General features: G+C 64.1%; 14 protein-coding genes. 9 read left to right on the forward strand and 5 right to left on the reverse strand.

Annotated elements, in window-relative coordinates; all coding sequences use genetic code 11:
* Positions 1–83: 83 nt before the first annotated feature.
* From rsmA to CAF70_RS18135, 4 genes are read right to left on the reverse strand one after another with little or no spacing between them, the layout of a single operon-like run.
* Entirely contained in the window at positions 84–887 is an 804-nt protein-coding gene (gene rsmA / locus CAF70_RS18120) for a 16S rRNA (adenine(1518)-N(6)/adenine(1519)-N(6))-dimethyltransferase RsmA (protein ID WP_085626255.1), read from the reverse strand.
* Positions 884–1873 carry a 4-hydroxythreonine-4-phosphate dehydrogenase PdxA gene (gene pdxA / locus CAF70_RS18125; RefSeq protein ID WP_085626256.1) on the reverse strand — a complete coding sequence of 330 codons (990 nt, stop codon included), beginning with the start codon at positions 1871–1873 and terminating at the stop codon, positions 884–886. Before pdxA ends, rsmA begins: the two co-directional genes overlap by 4 nt.
* Positions 1870–3189: a peptidylprolyl isomerase SurA gene (gene surA / locus CAF70_RS18130; protein ID WP_085626257.1), complete on the reverse strand. Its 1320-nt coding sequence runs from the start codon at positions 3187–3189 to the stop codon at positions 1870–1872. The genes pdxA and surA overlap by 4 nt, the downstream gene beginning before the upstream one ends.
* Positions 3170–5971: an LPS-assembly protein LptD gene (locus CAF70_RS18135; protein ID WP_085626258.1), complete on the reverse strand. Its 2802-nt coding sequence runs from the start codon at positions 5969–5971 to the stop codon at positions 3170–3172. Before CAF70_RS18135 ends, surA begins: the two co-directional genes overlap by 20 nt.
* A gap of 130 nt (positions 5972–6101) precedes the next feature.
* On the opposite strand from CAF70_RS18135, the gene CAF70_RS18140 reads away from it, so the two are divergent.
* From CAF70_RS18140 to CAF70_RS18150, 3 genes are read left to right on the forward strand one after another with little or no spacing between them, the layout of a single operon-like run.
* Positions 6102–7121: an aminoglycoside phosphotransferase family protein gene (locus CAF70_RS18140; RefSeq protein ID WP_085626259.1), complete on the forward strand. Its 1020-nt coding sequence runs from the start codon at positions 6102–6104 to the stop codon at positions 7119–7121.
* Entirely contained in the window at positions 7118–7789 is a 672-nt protein-coding gene (gene murU / locus CAF70_RS18145) for an N-acetylmuramate alpha-1-phosphate uridylyltransferase MurU (protein WP_085626260.1), read from the forward strand. Before CAF70_RS18140 ends, murU begins: the two co-directional genes overlap by 4 nt.
* Position 7790: 1 nt before the next feature.
* Positions 7791–8555 carry a TerB family tellurite resistance protein gene (locus tag CAF70_RS18150; RefSeq protein ID WP_085626261.1) on the forward strand — a complete coding sequence of 255 codons (765 nt, stop codon included), beginning with the start codon at positions 7791–7793 and terminating at the stop codon, positions 8553–8555.
* Between the two features lie 108 nt (positions 8556–8663).
* Here CAF70_RS18150 and CAF70_RS18155 read toward each other — a convergent pair whose 3' ends face one another.
* Positions 8664–9662, reverse strand: a complete 999-nt coding sequence (locus CAF70_RS18155; RefSeq protein ID WP_085626262.1) for an alpha/beta hydrolase family protein — start codon at positions 9660–9662, stop codon at positions 8664–8666.
* A gap of 94 nt (positions 9663–9756) precedes the next feature.
* Between CAF70_RS18155 and CAF70_RS18160 the strand changes: the two genes are divergently transcribed.
* The 6 genes from CAF70_RS18160 (at position 9757) to CAF70_RS18185 (ending at position 17577) form a co-directional block, all read left to right on the forward strand.
* Positions 9757–12144, forward strand: coding sequence for a PAS domain S-box protein (locus tag CAF70_RS18160; RefSeq protein WP_085626263.1), 2388 nt, complete (start codon positions 9757–9759; stop codon positions 12142–12144).
* Positions 12145–12151: 7 nt separating this feature from the next.
* Positions 12152–12784 (forward strand): response regulator transcription factor, encoded by a 633-nt coding sequence (locus CAF70_RS18165; protein WP_170929296.1) that lies wholly within the window; start codon positions 12152–12154, stop codon positions 12782–12784.
* Positions 12785–13078: 294 nt separating this feature from the next.
* On the forward strand, positions 13079–14203 hold the full coding sequence (locus CAF70_RS18170; RefSeq protein ID WP_085626264.1) for an ABC transporter ATP-binding protein: 1125 nt from the start codon (positions 13079–13081) through the stop codon (positions 14201–14203).
* A 40-nt stretch (positions 14204–14243) separates the two neighbouring features.
* Positions 14244–15278, forward strand: coding sequence for an ABC transporter substrate-binding protein (locus CAF70_RS18175; RefSeq protein WP_085626265.1), 1035 nt, complete (start codon positions 14244–14246; stop codon positions 15276–15278).
* Between the two features lie 212 nt (positions 15279–15490).
* Positions 15491–16738 carry an ABC transporter permease gene (locus CAF70_RS18180; RefSeq protein ID WP_085626266.1) on the forward strand — a complete coding sequence of 416 codons (1248 nt, stop codon included), beginning with the start codon at positions 15491–15493 and terminating at the stop codon, positions 16736–16738.
* 11 nt (positions 16739–16749) lie between these two features.
* A complete protein-coding gene (locus CAF70_RS18185; RefSeq protein WP_085626267.1) occupies positions 16750–17577 on the forward strand; it encodes an ABC transporter permease in 828 nt (275 codons plus the stop codon).
* Positions 17578–17645 lie beyond the last annotated feature (68 nt).

Consider the following 17645-nt stretch of genomic DNA (forward strand, 5'->3'; position numbering starts at 1 on the left):
TCCCACAGGATCCCACCACATTTGAAGGGGGGGCTTTACCTGTGGGAGCGGGCGTGCCCGCGAAGGGGCCGGATCAGCTTGTATCAGGCTTTGGGCTGATCGGCCAACTGGTCAGCCAGGCGCACGAAGGCCGCCAGGTCCAGCTGTTCGGGGCGCAGGCTGCCGTCCACGCCTGCAGCCTCGATGGCGGCACTGTCGAGCAGGCCTTTCATGGTATTGCGCAGGGTCTTGCGGCGCTGGTTGAAGGCTTCGCGTACCACCTGCTCCAGCAGCTTTGCGTCTTTGGCCGGGTGTGGCAACACTTCGTGCGGCACCAGGCGGACGATGGCCGAGTCCACTTTCGGCGGCGGGTTGAAGGCACCTGGGCCTACATTGAACAGGTGCTCCACGCGGCAGTGGTATTGCACCATGATCGACAAACGCCCCCAGTCACCACCGCCAGGGCCGGCGGCCATGCGCTCGACCACTTCCTTCTGCAGCATGAAGTGCATGTCGCGAATCAGCCCGGCATGGCTGAGCAGGTGGAAGATCAGTGGGGTGGAGATGTTGTAGGGCAGGTTGCCCACCACCTTGAGGCTGCGCGGTGGCACGCCCAGCTGGTTGAAGTCGAACTTCAGGGCGTCGCCCTGGTGCAGGCGGAAATTGCTACGGCCAGCGAACTTGTGCTGCAGGATCGGCACCAGGTCCTTGTCCAGCTCCACCACGTCCAGCTGTGCGCCGCTACCCAGCAGGCCTTCGGTCAGGGCGCCCTGGCCCGGGCCGATTTCCAGCAGGTGTTCGCCAGCCTTGGCGTTGATGGCACGCAGGATGCGGTCGATGATGCCGGCGTCATGCAGGAAGTTCTGGCCGAAGCGCTTGCGCGCCCGGTGTTGGTATTGCTCGTTCATGGTCGGTTCTCGGCCATCTGGTAGGCGGTTTCCAGCGCGACGCGCAGGCTGCCGGTGTCGACCTTGCCGGTGCCGGCCAGGTCAAGGGCGGTGCCGTGATCAACCGAGGTGCGGATGATCGGCAGGCCCAGGGTCACGTTGACCGCAGCACCGAAGCCTTTGTACTTGAGTACGGGCAGGCCCTGGTCGTGGTACATCGCCAGCACCGCGTCGCAGTGCTCCAGATATTTGGGGGTAAACAGGGTATCGGCCGGCAGTGGTCCGCGCAGGTCCATGCCTTCGGTACGTAGGCGGGCCAGGGTCGGCTCGATGATGTCGATTTCCTCGCGGCCCAGGTGGCCGCCCTCGCCCGCGTGCGGGTTGAGGCCACATACCAGGATGCGCGGGTTGGCAATGCCGAACTTGTCGCGCATGTCGGCATGCAGGATACGGGTTACACGCTCGACGCGCTCGGCAGTGATGGCGTCGGCAATGTCGCGCAGCGGCAGGTGCGTGGTTACCAGGGCCACGCGCAGGCCACGGGTAGCCAGCATCATCACCACTTGCGCGGTGTGGGTGAGTTCGGCGAGGAATTCGGTATGCCCGGAGAAGGCGATACCGCTTTCGTTGATCACTCCCTTGTGTACCGGGGCGGTGATCATCCCGGCGAAATGCCCGTCCAGGCAGCCTTGCCCGGCACGGGTCAGGGTTTCCAGCACGAACGCCGCATTGGCTTTGTCGAGCTGGCCTGGCACTACCGGGGCCGCCAAGGTGGTATCCCAGACGTACAGGCTACCCGCTGGCGCCGGCTGCTCGGGCCATTGGCCCGGCGCTACCGGCAGCAGGTTGACGGCCAGCCCCAGCTGTGTGGCCCGCTCGGCGAGCAGGTCACGGCTGGTGATGGCGATCAGGGGGTGGGGCTGGGCGTCTGCGGCGAGCAGCAGGCACAGGTCGGGGCCTATGCCGGCCGGCTCGCCGGGGGTGACGGCGAAGCGCAGCGGCTTCACTGGGCGGCCTGGTCAGCGCCAGGCAGCTTGATTTCAACGTAGGCCTCGTCGCGGATCTGGCGCAGCCAGGTCTGCAGCTCTTCATCGTACTTGCGGTTGCGCAGTACGTTCATGGCCTGCTGCTCACGCGCCTGCTCGGTGCTGTCGGTGGCACGACGGCCCAGCACTTCCAGGACATGCCAGCCGTACTGGGTCTTGAACGGGCGAGTGACTTCGCCTTGGGCGGCGTTGGCCATCTGCTCGCGGAACTCCGGTACCAGGCTGTTCGGGTCAACCCAGTTGAGGTCGCCGCCGTTGAGCGCCGAACCCGGGTCTTCCGAGAAGCTCTTGGCCAGCTCGCCGAAGTCTTCGCCGTTCTTGATGCGATCGTAAAGGCGCTCGGCCAGTTGCTCGGTGGCCGCATCGCTGCGGATTTCGCTTGGCTTGATCAGGATGTGGCGCACATGCACTTCGTCACGCAGCACGTTCTCGCTGCCCCCACGCTTCTCCTCGAGCTTGAGGATGATGAAGCCGTTGGGGATGCGAATTGGCTGGGTGATGTCGCCTACCGCCATGCTGCTGAGCATCTTGGCGAAGTCTGGCGGCAGCTGGCCGGCCTTACGCCAGCCCATCTCGCCGCCTTCCAGGGCGTTTTCGCTGGCGGAGCGGGCAATGGCCAGCTGGCCGAAGTCCGCGCCCTGCTTGAGCTGCTGGTACACATCGCCAACCTGGCGTGCGGCGGCCTGGATGGCTTCCGAGTTGGCCGCTTCCGGGGTCGGGATCAGGATGTTGGCCAGGCGGTATTCTTCCGACATCTGCATCTTGCCGAGGTCGGAGTTGAGGAAGTTCTTAACTTCCTGCTCGGACACCTGGATGCGCTCGGCCACGCGGCGCTGACGCACGCGGCTGATGATCATCTCGCGCTTGACCTGCTCACGGGCGTCGTCGAACGACAGGCCGTCACGGGCCAGGGCGGCGTGGAACTGCTCCAGCGACATGCCGTTGCGCTGGGCAATGGTGCCCATGGCCTGGTTCAGTTCTTCGTCGGTGATGCGGATGCCGGAGCGCTCGCCGATCTGCAACTGCAGGTTCTCGACGATCAGGCGCTCCAGCACCTGCTGGTCCAGCGCGCCGGCGGGCGGCATGCCGCCGCCGCGCTTGGCGATGGTTTGCTGAACCTCGCGGACGCGCTGGTCCAGCTGGCTTTGCATGACCACGTCGTTGTCGACGATGGCCACCACGCGATCAAGAGGTTGTACCGCGGCATGCACCGCGCCACTCAGCAATGCAACGCCCAGCAACGCCGGGCGCAGTCGATCAATAAGCTTGGTCTTCACGTTCACGGTAACCTTGAATGCCTTGGTCGAGGAAAGACTCGACCTTGTTGCCGACTACACCACCGAGGCCTTTCAGGACGATCTGAAGGAAGATGCCGTGGTCGCCCTTTTCGTTAGCCGGGAGGGCTTGGCTGAAGTCGTCGTAGTCGATCCAGTAGCGGTTGATCAGGCGCAGCTTCCAGCAGCAGTTGTCGTACTCGAAACCGCCCATGGCTTCCAGGGTCCGGTTGCGGTTGTAGTCATGCTGCCAGCGAGCGATGACGCTCCACTGCGGAACGATCGGCCAGATGACCGAGAAGTCATGCTGCTGGATCTTGTAGTAGTCCTTGATGTAGTTCGGGCTACCAGGAACACCGTAGTCGCCACCGCCCACTTTCCAGGTACCGGTCGTGGAGTCGTAGGAGATAGTGTCGTTACGGTAGCGATAACCGAGGTTGACCACCTTGTTCGGGTTGTCTTCAGGCTGGTAGTGGAACATCGCGCTGCCCGAGCGGGTGCTGCGGCTGTCCGGGTCCCAGTTGAAGTCCGAATTGAAGCGCCAGTCGCGGTTGAAGAAGTAGTTGTACATCAGCGCGTACGGCGATACATCGGACTTCGCATCGTCACGGGTACGGTAGTTGATGCCTGGCAACTGGACCTTGCGGTCCTTGAAGTAGTACGCCTGACCGATGCTGAAGTTCTGGCGTTCGAAGCCATTGTCCTCGATCCAGCGGGTTGTCACGCCCAGCGACAGCTTGTTCTCGTCACCGATACGGTCGGTACCGCTGAAGCGGTTGTCACGGAATAGCGAGTCGTAGCTGAACAGGGTTTCACCCGAGTCGAACAGCGGAATGTCCTTCTGGTCCTTGTACGGGACGTAGAGGTAGTACATGCGCGGTTCGAGGGTCTGCTTGTAATTGTTGCCGAACAACGAGGTATTGCGGTCGAAGTAGAGCCCGCTGTCTACGCTGAAGATCGGGATGTCGCGGTTCAGCGAACTGTTGTAGCTGCCGTACGCCGGGTTGGCCGACTGTGCGATTGCCTGGGCTTTGCCCTGGCTGTCCAGGTCCAGATCGTAGTGGGTGTACGCGTACTTCAGCTTGGGGGTCAGGTAGCCGTAGCTGGCTTCCATCGGCAGGCTTATCGACGGTGCAACGTTGAAGCGGTTGCCGTTGGCGCGGGCAATGCCACTGACGTTCTGGTCCAGGCGACGGCCAGGTGCACCAGCCGAAGTGTCGGGAACGCCGTCTTCATTGAATACGAAGTCGTCTTTCAGGTCACGATCGAAACGGACTGCCTCGGTTTCATAGGCAAGATTGAGCCCGCCCGGTTCGTATGGCAGCTTGCCATTGAAGGTAATCTGCGGCAGGCGATCATACGGCGTGATCTTCGAGATGGTCGCCATCTCGTAGGCATGCACGTTCAACCGTGCGGTATAGCTGTCACCACGGTAGGTCAGAGCACCCTGCTGGTTCAGCAGGTCCTGGGTTTCAACGCCAATCTGATCGGATTCCAGGTCCTGGAAGTAGAACGGGTCGCTGATGTCGGTGTAGTCCACCTCGGCCATCAGGCGCTCGTCCAGCCCGCCCTTGTGCTGCCAGTTGACCATCCAGCGCTGTTCTTTGTAGTCAGTCTGGTCTTTGCGGTCGTCGTTCTTGTCGTTGAGGTACGCGCCACCGAACTGGCCTTCGCTGGAAGGTGTCAGGTAACGGAACTCGCCTTCCATCAGCAGGCCGCGCTTGGTCATGTAGCGCGGGTACAACGTGGCATCGTAGTTCGGCGCCAGGTTGAAGTAGTACGGCGTGACCAGCATGAAGCCTGTGTCGCTGGTGCTGCTGAACGATGGCGGCAGGAAGCCGGACTGGCGACGGTCGTCGATCGGGAAGTAGATGTACGGTGTGTAGAACACCGGGAAATCCTTGACCCGCAGCGTAACGTTGGTCGCGGTACCGAAACCGGTGGCCGGGTTCAGGGTGATGTTGTTGCCCTTCAGCTGCCAGGCGTTGCTGCCCGGTTCGCAGGTGGTGTACGTACCGTCCTTGAGGCGGATGATGGCGTTTTCGCCACGCTTGGCGTACAGGGCACTGCCGCGGATGTGCGACTTGTGCATCACGTATTCGGCGTTGTCGACCTGGGCTTCGCCCGTGTCGAGCTGGATCTGTGCCTCGTCACCGACCACCAGCGAACCGTTGTCACGGATCTTGACGTTGCCCTTGAGCTCGCCACGGTTTTCGGTCTGGTAGAGGTTGGCCTCGTCGGCTTCGGCCTGCATGCTGCCCTGGCGCATCACCACGTCACCGGCGAGGGTAGCGATCTGCTGCTCCTGCTGGTACTTGGACACCTTGGCGTTGATGTAGGTCGGCGACTCGTCCTTCGGCGTGGTGTCGGCCATACCCGGGCGGGTTGGCTCGATGTACGCGCCACCGCAGTACGGGCCGGTTTCGGCCAGCTGCGCGGCAGTGAGCTTTTCACGCGGAACCCAGTCCAGGTGGCTGTAGTCTTCGCTGCGCGACTTCAGCGCACGGCCTTTGGCCTCGGTGACCAGCATCGGCCGGTCGGCAGTTTCGCCTTCGCTCGCGGCTTCGGTGCCGGTGCTGACGGCAGCACCCTCGTGCACCGGGCGCGGCGGCAGGTTGTTGACTGGGGTCTTGGGCTTGCAGTCCCAACCACCGGAGGCGGACACTTGGCAGTCGAACTGTTCGGCTGCCACCACGTAAGACGTGGCCAGAGGTTGCAGGGCCAGCAGACCGCCGGTTACCAGCAACGGAAACTTTCTACGAAACGCGGGGGATTTCAATGCCATCTTATTAGTCCGGGCTTCCTGCGTGCCATCTGCCCGCGTGTGGGGCCGCACGCCTCTCGATGGTCTGAAAAAGATGCTGGATAATAAAGCATGACCCGCTTGACGGCTAGGGCCGTCGGAGACCCTTGTAATGCCTGAACACGATGTACGCCTGCAACAACTGACGGTCTGGCTCGATGAGCAGCTCAATGATCTTTTCCGTAAAAACGCCTGGGGCGAGGTGCCCGCAGGCAGCCTGACCGCGGCCAGCAGCGACGCCAGCTTCCGCCGTTATTTCCGCTGGCAGGGCGCTGGCCACAGCTTCGTGATCATGGATGCGCCACCGCCGCAGGAAAACTGCCGACCGTTCGTCGCCATCGACCACCTGCTGGCCAGCGCCAACGTGCATGTACCGCTGATCCACGCCCAGGACCTGGAGCGTGGCTTCCTGCTGCTGGGTGACCTGGGCCACCAGACATACCTTGATATCATTGATGCGGACAATGCCGACGGCCTGTTCGCCGACGCCATCGACGCGTTGCTCAAGTTTCAGCGTCTACCAATGGACGCCGAGTTGCCGAGCTACGACGACGCCCTGCTGCGCCGCGAGGTCGAACTGTTTCCCGAGTGGTACGTGGGGCGTGAACTTGGCGTTACCTTCAGCGAAGCGCAGCAAGCCAGCTGGCAGCGTATCAGCCAGATGCTGATCGACAGCGCCCTGGCCCAGCCCAAGGTGCTGGTGCACCGCGACTACATGCCGCGCAACCTGATGCAGAGCACGCCCAACCCCGGCGTGCTGGACTTCCAGGATGCCGTGTACGGCCCGGTCACCTACGACATCACCTGCCTGTTCAAGGACGCCTTCCTCAGTTGGCCGCAGGCGCGTGTCGAGGGCTGGTTGCGCGATTACTGGCAGCAGGCGCAGGCTGCCGGGATCCCGGTGCAGGCCGACTTCGAAGCGTTCCAGCGTGCCAGCGACCTGATGGGTGTGCAGCGCCACCTGAAGGTGATCGGTATCTTCGCCCGTATTTGCCACCGTGACGGCAAACCCCGCTACCTGGGCGACGTGCCGCGCTTCTTCGCCTATATAAAAGAAGTGATCAGCCGTCGGCCCGAATTGGCGGAGCTGGGTGAGCTGATTGCCGAGTTGCAGGCCGGAGCGCGTGCATGAAGGCAATGATTCTGGCTGCGGGCAAAGGCGAGCGCATGCGCCCGCTGACCCTGCACACCCCCAAACCGCTGGTCGCTGTCGCCGGCCAGCCACTGATTGAGTACCACCTGCGAGCCCTGGCTGCGGCGGGCGTCACCGAGGTGGTGATCAACCATGCCTGGCTCGGCCAGCAGATCGAGGACCACCTGGGCGACGGCAGCCGTTTCGGCATGAGCATTCGCTATTCGCCCGAAGGCGAGCCGCTGGAAACCGGCGGCGGCATCTTCAAGGCCCTGCCACTGCTGGGAGATGCGCCGTTCCTGCTGGTGAACGGCGATATCTGGACCGACTACGATTTCGCGCGCCTGCAGGCCCCCCCGCAAGGCCTGGCTCATCTGGTGCTGGTCGATAACCCTGGCCATCATGGCCGCGGCGACTTCCGCCTGGTGGGCGAGCGGGTGGTCGATGGTGACGATGCGCCTGGCACGTTGACCTTCAGCGGCCTTTCGGTGTTGCACCCGGCGCTGTTCGAAGGCTGCCAGCCCGGTGCCTTCAAGCTGGCGCCGTTGCTGCGCCAGGCCATGGCTGCGGGCCAGGTCAGTGGCGAGCACTACCGTGGGCACTGGGTGGACGTCGGTACGCTCGAACGCCTGGCCGAGGCCGAGCGCCTGATTGGCGAGCGCGCCTGACATGTGGTGGCCAAGCACGGTGATTGGTGCCGGTGCCGGCTTTGCCGTTGCCAGCATCCCCGGGGCTTTGCTCGGCGCGTTGCTGGGGCAGGCCATTGATCGCCGCCTGCGTTTGCAAGGCTGGGAGGACATGCGCGAACGCCTCAGCGGGCGCCCGGCCTTGCGGGACGACGAGTTGCTGTTCGTGATGCTCGGGCGCCTGGCCAAGTGCGATGGCCGGGTGGGTGAGCAGCATATCCAGCAGGCGCGCCAGGAGATGGTGCGCCTGGACCTGACCGAAGCGGCCCGGCTACGCGCGATAGCCGCGTTCAACCGTGGCAAGGCGGGCAAGGACCGGCTGGGTGGGCACTTGCGGCGCATTCGCCAGCAGCCGCATGCCGCCGAAGGCACCCTGCGTGCCTGTTGGCGCATGGTCTGGGCTGACGGCAAGATGGGCAACAAAGAGCGTGAACTGTTGCTGGACTGGGGGCAGAAACTGGGCCTGAGCCGGCGACAGGTGCAGGCCATGTCGCTGGAGTATGAGCCGCGCAAGGCGGGGCCGGAAGGGGTGGCCATGACCTATGCGGCGGCGTTGCGCTTGCTGGCGGTCGAGGCAGACACCGATGGCGACAAGGTCAAGCAGGCGTATCGTCGGCTGGTCAGCCGGCACCACCCGGACAAGCTGGCTGGCACCGGTGCCAGCGAGGCGCAGGTGCGTGAAGCGACCGAGCGGACCCGGGAGTTGCATCAGGCTTATGCCATGATCCGCAAGCGGCGGGGGCTTTGATGCCCCTATCGCCGGCAAGCCAGCTCCCACAGGTATTGCACAGATCTTGAATACTGTGGGGTACCTGTGGGAGCTGGCTTGCCGGCGATAGGGCCATCATGGCAAACCTTACCCCTGCGGGCTCATCCAGCCCCGCACCCGGCGGAACAGCTGCTCCTGCTCGGCCGCCTTGTTCCCCGGCATGGCAATCAGCGACAACTGCCGGTACTGGCTGTCCTTCTGGCGCTTGCTGGCCTGCAGGCGCTGCGCGGCGGCATTGCGGTCAGCGCTGCGGGTGGCGTAGTAGATGTCGGCAGTCGGCACTTTCAAGGTCGGGGCCAGGCTTTCCAGGTCATGCTCCACCCGCGCTGGGGTCTGCGCGGCGACCATCACCAGTTTTTGCACCTGCGGTGGCTGTTTCTCGCTCAGGTAGCGGGCCGCCCAATATGCGCCGCTGCCGTGGCCAATCAGCACGATGCTGCGGGCGTTGTGCTGCTGGGCAAAGGCCACCGCGGCATCCAGGCGGGCAAAAACGCGCTCGGCATCGGCCGGGTCGGTTTGCTCGCTGGCCTGTTTGGCGTCGGTACTCTCTGCGGTGTCTGCATCGGCCGCCGTAGCTTGGGCGACGTTGGCATTGGCATCGGCCGGCACGTCCTTGGCCGGGGCGCTTTCGCCCTTGTCTGGCCCCGGCTGGGCAGCCGGCCTGGCCTCGACCCGCGCCTGCGGGGTGTCGGCGAGCAGGTCGGGCAGGCTGATGCTCAGGCTGTGCCAGCCGATATCGGGAAACTTCTGCCGCAGCGGGCCGACCGCATTCGGCCAGTCAGCCGTTTCGCCAGCCCCCGGGACGATGATGACCGCCCCCTGCGGATCGCTGTCGTTGGCCGGTTTCCACAGGGCCAGGAAGTTGTCGGCGCCGGCCTGCAGGGTTTGCTGCTCGGCCTTGGGCACCAGCCGCTCAAGCGCCTGGGCATCCTCCTGGCTACGCTCCAGCAGCGGTGGGCGAGGGGCTTGGGCAGGGGGTGCCTCGGTGGCGGTGGAGGGTTTTTCGACATCGGCGGCCAGGGCGCCGAGTGGAAGGATCGAGGCCAGGCAGCACATTGCCAGCGTCGTGCGATAAAGTGTGGACATGAGTCAACCCAGGGCCAGAATGATACCGGCAGCCTAATAGTATTTGCCCGTGACGGCCATGCTGCATGGCCGCTTTGCCAAGACGAGCGTGTAGATGAAGCGAATGCGTCGCCTGTTGGTTATCGGCTGCTTGTGGCTGCCCTTGATTGCATTGGCCAGCCCCGAGGCGGTGCCCACGGTTGCCCTGGAACCGGCCCAGCAGCAATGGCTGGATACACACCGCAGCCTGCGTGTCGGCCTGGTATTGCAGGCCCCCTACGCTCAGTTCGACCGGCGCTTGCAGCAGCTGTACGGGGCCAACGTGGAGCTGGTCAGCAGCCTGGCGCAGGCGCTGCGGCTGGACCTTACCTGGCGCAACTTCGCCGACCAGGCCAGCCTCGAGCATGCTCTGCAGGCCGGCGAAATCGACTTTGCCCCAGGGCTTACCCAGACCCCCGCCAGCCTGCGTCTGTGGCTGTTCAGCGACCCTTACATGCGTGTGCCGCAACTGGTGGTTGGGCCGCGCACCGGGACCATGGCCGTGGACCTGGAAACGCTCGAGGCCGAGCAGCGGGTGGCGGTACGCATGCCCAGCCAGCTGGCGGACTACCTGCGTGGCAACTACAGCAACCTCAACCTGCAAGGGGTGCCCAACGAGCGCGAGGCCCTGCAGCTGGTGGTGGGTGGCCAGGCCAGTTTCGCCGTGCTGGACGAAGCCCAGCTCAGCCGCCTGTCGCGCGAGAGCGAGTTCGGCGAGCTGGCCGTGGTCGGTGATATCGGCCTCCCGCAGCTGTTGCGCATCGGTTCGCGGCGCGACTGGCCGCTGCTGGCCGATGTGCTCGAGCGTGGTCTGCAGGCGCTGCCGGCCAAGGAGCTGGAGCAACTGCACCAGCGTTGGCTGCAGCCAAAATACCCACGGCTGAGCGAGTCGACCGGTTTCTGGCAGAACCTGGCCTTGCTGTCGGGCATGCTGCTGTTGTGCGCACTGGCCACCCTGGTATGGCAGCGTCGCCAGCAGCGCCAGCTGGAGCGCAGCCTGCTGGCGACGCGAGAGAGCCTGGTGGAGCGGCAGGTGCGCGAAGAAGCATTGCGCCTGAGCCAGTTCGCCATCGATCAGAGCACGGTAGGCATCCTCTGGGTCAACTGGGACAGCCACGTGCGCTACGCCAACCATGCCGCCGAGCGCATGCTGGGTTACGGCGAAGGCGCGCTGCTGGAGCGGCCACTGAGCGACTTTGAACCCGGCCTGAGCATGGACCGCTGGCTGGAGCTGTGGAGGGGCGCGCGCACCGGGGCGGGCGGTGTCGGCCAGTTCGAGACGCAGTGCCTGCGGGCTGACCACAGCCTGCTTCCGGTCGAGCTGTCGTTGAGTTTTCTGCGGTTTCGTGATTCCGAATACCTGGTGGTCTACCTCGCCGACGTCACCGAGCGCCACCGCGCCCTGGCGGCCCTGCGCGAAAGCGAGGCGCGGCTCAAGGGCATTGCCGGCAACGTGCCAGGGCTGGTGTTTCGCCTGGAGCGCGACCCGGCCGAAGGCGATCTGGAGTTCCCCTACATCAGCGAGGGCAGCGAGGCCTTGGTGGGTTACGCGCCCAGCGAGATCCAGCACCCGCAGATGGGCCTGCGCAATCTGGTACATCCCGACGACCGAGCCGATTACCACCGGGTGCAGGACCTGGCCCTGGCCAGCGACCAGGACTGGTCCTGGCAGGGGCGCATCCTTACCCGCCAGGGGGAGCAGCGCTGGGCCGACATCAAGGCCAGCACCCGGCGCCTGGGCAACGGCCAGGTGGTGTGGGACGGCGTGGTGTGGGACATCACCCAGGGCAAGCGGGCCGAGCTGGCCCTGGCCAGGTCCCAAGAGCAGTTGCGCGAACTGTCGGCCCACCTCGAGAGTGTGCGGGAGGAAGAAAAGGCCCGTATCGCCCGGGAAGTGCACGATGAACTGGGGCAGATGCTGACCGTGCTGAAACTGGAGGTGTCGATGTGCGAGCTGGCTTTTGCCGAGCTGGACCCGGGCCTGAACGAGCGCCTGGCCAGTATGAAGCGCCTGATCGCCCAACTGTTCCAGTTGGTGCGCGACGTGGCCACCGCCTTGCGCCCGCCGATTCTCGATGCCGGCATCGCTTCGGCCATCGAATGGCAGGCACGGCGTTTCGAGGCACGTACGCAAATCCCCTGCCTGGTGCAAGTACCGGATAATCTGCCAGCATTGAGCGATGCCAAGGCCACCGGGCTGTTCCGTATCCTCCAGGAGGCGCTGACCAACGTGATGCGCCATGCCCAGGCGCACAGTGTGGAGATCGAACTGGTGCGTGAGCACGGGCAATTGCGCATGACTGTCAGCGATGACGGCCAGGGCTTTTGCCGTGACCAGCCCCGGCCCACCTCGTTTGGCCTGGTAGGGGTGCGCGAGCGGGTGCTGATGCTGGGCGGCAGCATGGCGCTGGAAAGTGAACCGGGCGAAGGCACCAGCCTGAGCGTAGCCATACCGTTGGAGTAGGAGAGCGATCGTGATTCGAGTGCTGGTGGCCGAAGACCACACCATTGTCCGTGAGGGCATCAAGCAGTTGATTGGCCTGGCCAAGGACATGCAGGTGGCGGGGGAGGCCGGTAATGGCGAGCAGTTGCTGGAAACCCTGCGCCACACGCCGTGCGAAGTGGTGTTGCTGGATATCTCTATGCCGGGCGTGAACGGCCTGGAAGCGATCCCGCGGATCCGTGCGTTGCACGATGCGCCGGCAATCCTGATGCTGTCGATGCACGATGAAGCGCAGATGGCGGCGCGGGCGCTGAAGGCCGGGGCGGCGGGTTATGCTACCAAGGACAGCGACCCGGCGCTGTTGCTGACCGCGATTCGCCGGGTTGCCGCTGGCGGGCGCTATATCGACCCGGCGCTGGCTGACCGCATGGTCTTCGAAGTCGGCCTGACCGAGTCGCGGCCCTTGCATACGCTGCTGTCGGAGCGGGAGTTTTCGGTGTTCGAACGCCTGGCCCAGGGCGCCAACGTCAACGACATCGCTCAGCAGCTGGCGCTGTCCAGCAAGACCATCAGCACCCACAAGGCGCGCCTGATGCAGAAGCTGAAGGTGAACTCGCTGGCCGAGCTGGTGAAGTACGCCATGGAGCACAAGCTGGTCTGATTGCGACATGCCTGCTCTTTGAACTTACCGAGGCCCCTGTGGGAGCGGGCGTGCCCGCGAAAGGGCCTGACCTGCCGATCTCCATGGCTGAACCGGCCCCTTCGCAGGCAAGCCCGCTCCCACAGGTTTGGCGGGTGGCGCGGATGAGCATTCAAAACCCGCCATCGTTGTAGGGGAATCCCTACAAAAAATCTTCCATCCGGATGATGGCATTCTCTCAGCACCCCCGATTTCCCGGCGCTTGCCGCTTGTCTAGTCTTTGCCTACGCAGTCATCCAACAAGAAGGTGCAGGCATGAGCGAGGCGAAGTCGAACGCTGCAACCAGCGAAACGCTGGTCAGCTTCCGTGGTGTGCAGAAGAGCTACGACGGCGAGTCGCTGATCGTCAAAGACCTCAATCTGAATATTCGCAAGGGCGAGTTCCTCACCCTGCTCGGCCCGTCCGGGTCGGGCAAGACCACCAGCCTGATGATGCTGGCCGGCTTCGAAACCCCTACCGCCGGTGAAATCCAGCTGGCCGGGCGGTCGATCAACAACGTGCCGCCACACAAGCGCGATATCGGCATGGTGTTTCAGAACTACGCGCTGTTCCCGCACATGACCGTGGCCGAGAACCTGGCCTTCCCGCTGACCGTGCGCAACCTGAGCAAGACCGACATCAGCGAACGGGTCAAGCGGGTGCTGAACATGGTCCAGCTCGACGCCTTCGCCAAGCGCTACCCCGGCCAGCTGTCCGGCGGCCAGCAGCAGCGGGTGGCCCTGGCCCGGGCACTGGTATTCGAGCCGCAGCTGGTGCTGATGGACGAACCGCTGGGCGCCCTCGACAAGCAGCTGCGTGAACACATGCAGATGGAGATCAAGCACATTCACCAGCGCCTGGGCGTGACCGTGGTGTACGTGACCCACGACCAGGGTGAAGCGCTGACCATGTCCGACCGCGTGGCGGTGTTCCATCAAGGCGAAATCCAGCAGATCGCCGACCCGCGCACGCTGTACGAAGAACCCTGCAACACCTTCGTCGCCAACTTCATCGGCGAGAACAACCGCATCAACGGCACTTTGCTCGCCAGTGATGGCAAGCGCTGCCAGGTGCAGTTGCCGCGTGGCGAGCGGGTCGAGGCGCTGGCGGTGAATGTCGGCCAGGCCGGCGAGCCGGTGACCCTGTCGATCCGCCCGGAGCGCGTGCGCCTGAACGGCCATAGCGAAAGCTGCGTGAACCGCTTCTCGGGCCGGGTGGCCGAATTCATTTACCTGGGCGACCACGTGCGGGTGCGCCTGGAAGTTTGCGGCAAGGGCGACTTCTTCGTGAAACAGCCGATTGCCGAGCTCGACCCGGCCCTGGCCGTGGGCGATGTGGTACCGCTGGGCTGGGAGGTGGAGCACGCCCGCGCGCTCGATCCGATTGCCGAAGCCCATTGATGGATTGCTTCACCAACCCTGTACTGTGGAGAGAATAATAATGCGCAAGCAGTTGAAACTGACCGCCCTGGCCCTGGGGCTGTTCGCCGCCGGCCAGGCCATGGCCGCAGACCTTACCGTGGTCTCGTTCGGTGGCGCCAACAAGGCAGCCCAGGTCAAGGCGTTCTACGAGCCGTGGGAAAAGGCCGGCAAGGGCAAGATCGTCGCAGGCGAGTACAACGGCGAAATGGCCAAGGTCAAAGCGATGGTCGACACCAAGAGCGTGTCGTGGAACCTGGTGGAAGTGGAGTCGCCAGAATTGGCCCGCGGCTGTGACGAGGGGATGTTCGAAGAGCTCGACCCGGCCCTGTTCGGCAATGAAAGTGACTATGTGCCGGGTGCCATCCAGCCCTGCGGTGTGGGCTTCTTCGTATGGTCCACGGTGTTGGCCTACAACGCCGACAAGCTGAAGACCGCACCGACCAGCTGGGCCGATTTCTGGGACACCAAGAAATTCCCGGGCAAGCGCGGCCTGCGCAAGGGCGCCAAGTACACCCTGGAATTCGCCTTGATGGCCGACGGAGTGGCGCCGAAGGATGTGTACCAGGTGCTGGGCACCAAAGAGGGCGTGGACCGCGCCTTCAAGAAGCTCGACGAACTCAAGCCAAGCATCCAGTGGTGGGAAGCCGGCGCCCAGCCGCCACAGTACCTGGCCTCGGGTGACGTGGTCATGAGCTCGGCCTACAACGGTCGCATCGCTGCAGTGCAGAAAGAAAGCAACCTGAAGGTGGTGTGGAACGGCGGCATCTATGACTTCGACGCCTGGGCCATCCCGAAAGGCGCCAAGAATGTCGAGGAAGCGAAGAAATTCATTGCCTTCAGCGTACAGCCTGAGCAGCAGAAGACCTACTCCGAGAACATCGCCTACGGCCCGGCCAATTCCAAGGCCGTGAGCCTGTTGTCGGATGAAGTGAAGAAGGACATGCCGACCACGCCTGAGAACATTGCCAACCAGGTGCAGATCGACGTGGCCTTCTGGGCCGACAACAGCGAGCAGCTGGAGCAACGCTTCAACGCCTGGGCGGCGAAGAAGTAAACGACCAGTGCGGGGGGCCGCTTTGCGGCCCATCGCCGGCAAGCCAGCTCCCACAGGGACCGCGCCATCCCCGAGGCCAGTGCAGTACCTGCAGGGGGCAGCTCCCACAGGGATCGGAAGTCTCGAAATCAGTGCAGTACCTGTGGGAGCCGGGCTTGCCGGCGATGGGCTGCGCAGCAGCCCCATTTTCAGTTCGTATCGCGGAGTTCGCCATGGCCATTGCAGTGCCCCTCAAAGAAGGCGCAGGTCCAAGTCTCAAGCAGCGCCTCAAGCACGCCGAGCGGGTCAACCGCTGGAAGGCGCAGGCATTGATCGCGCCGCTGGCGCTGTTTCTTCTGTTGGTGTTCCTGGTGCCCATCGCGGCGCTGCTGTACAAGAGCGTCGGCAACCCGGAAGTGGTTGGCGGCCTGCCGCGCACGGTGGGCGTTATCACCCAGTGGGATGGCAAGAGCTTGCCGGGCGAGGACGTGTACAAGGCGTTGAGTCAGGACTTGGCCGAATCGCGCAAGAAGCAGACCCTGGGCGACCTGTCCAAGCGCCTGAACATGGAGCTGGCCGGCTACCGCAGCCTGTTGGCCAAGACCGCGCGGGCGCTACCGTTCAAGAGCGAGCCCGCTTCCTATAAAGATGCCTTGCAGGCGCTCGACGAGCGTTGGGGCGACCCGGCCTACTGGCAGGCGATCCGCCGCAACACCAGCACGGTCACCTCGTTCTACCTGCTGGCTTCGCTCGACCACCGTATCGATGACCTTGGCGAACTGGCCAAAGCCACCCCGGACCAGGCCATCTACCTGGACATCTTCGCCCGCACCCTGTGGATGGGTGTGGTGATTACCGCCATCTGCCTGGTGCTGGCCTATCCGCTGGCCTACCTGCTGGCCAACCTGCCGACCCGGCAAAGCAACCTGCTGATGATCCTGGTGCTGCTGCCGTTCTGGACCTCGATCCTGGTGCGGGTGGCGGCGTGGATCGTACTGCTGCAGTCGGGTGGCCTGATCAACAGCGCGCTGATGGCCATGGGCATCATCGACCAACCGCTGGAACTGGTGTTCAACCGCACCGGCGTGTACATCTCGATGGTGCACATCCTGCTGCCGTTCATGATCCTGCCGCTGTACAGCGTGATGAAGGGTATTTCGCCCAGCTACATGCGTGCGGCGATCTCGCTGGGCTGCCACCCGTTCGCCAGCTTCTGGCGGGTGTACTTCCCGCAGACCTACGCCGGTGTTGGCGCCGGTTGCCTGCTGGTGTTCATCCTGGCCATCGGCTACTACATCACCCCGGCACTGCTGGGCAGCCCGAACGACCAGATGGTCAGCTACTTCGTGGCCTTCTATACCAACACCAGCATCAACTGGGGCATGGCCACCGCGCTGGGCGGGCTGTTGCTGCTGGCGACCGTGCTGTTGTACCTGATCTATAGCTGGCTGGTCGGCGCCAGCCGCCTGCGCCTGAGCTGAGGAGACTTGTCATGCTGAGCCCTTACATGTCGCCCGTGGAGCGGGTGTGGTTCTACAGCCTGCGCATTCTTTGCGGCCTTATCCTGCTGTTCCTCATACTGCCGGTGCTGGTGATCGTGCCGCTGTCGTTCAACAGTGGCAGTTTCCTGGTATACCCGCTGCAGGGCTTCTCGCTGCAGTGGTACCAGGACTTCTTCGCCTCGGCCGAATGGATGCGGGCCTTGAAGAACAGCATCATCGTCGCCCCGGCGGCCACGGTGCTGGCCATGGTGTTCGGCACCCTGGCAGCCATCGGCCTGACCCGTGGCGACTTCCCGGGCAAGTCGCTGGTGATGGCGCTGGTGATTTCGCCGATGGTGGTGCCGGTGGTGATCATCGGTGTAGCCAGCTACCTGTTCTTCGCCCCGCTGGGCATGGGCAACAGCTTCACCTCGCTGATCCTGGTGCATGCGATACTGGGTGTGCCGTTCGTCATCATTACCGTGTCGGCGACCTTGCAGGGCTTCAACTACAACCTGGTGCGCGCGGCGGCCAGCCTGGGTGCCTCGCCGCTGCTGGCCTTCCGCCGTGTGACCCTGCCGCTGATCGCGCCCGGGGTGATTTCGGGGGCGTTGTTCGCCTTTGCCACGTCGTTTGACGAAGTGGTGGTGACCCTGTTCCTGGCCGGGCCGGAACAGGCCACCCTGCCGCGGCAGATGTTCAGTGGCATTCGTGAAAACCTGAGCCCGACCATTGCGGCGGCTGCGACCTTGCTGATTGCCTTCTCGGTGGTGTTGCTGCTGACCCTGGAGTGGTTGCGTGGGCGTAGCGAGAAGCTGAGGACCCAGCAACCGGCCTGATTGTCAGTTGTCTGAACTGGCCTCTTCGCGGGCACGCCCGCTCCCACAGGGTTTCCACTGCCCTCGGG

This window comes from Pseudomonas sp. B19(2017) (genome assembly GCF_002113165.1).
In the GTDB taxonomy this organism is placed as follows: Bacteria; Pseudomonadota; Gammaproteobacteria; order Pseudomonadales; family Pseudomonadaceae; genus Aquipseudomonas.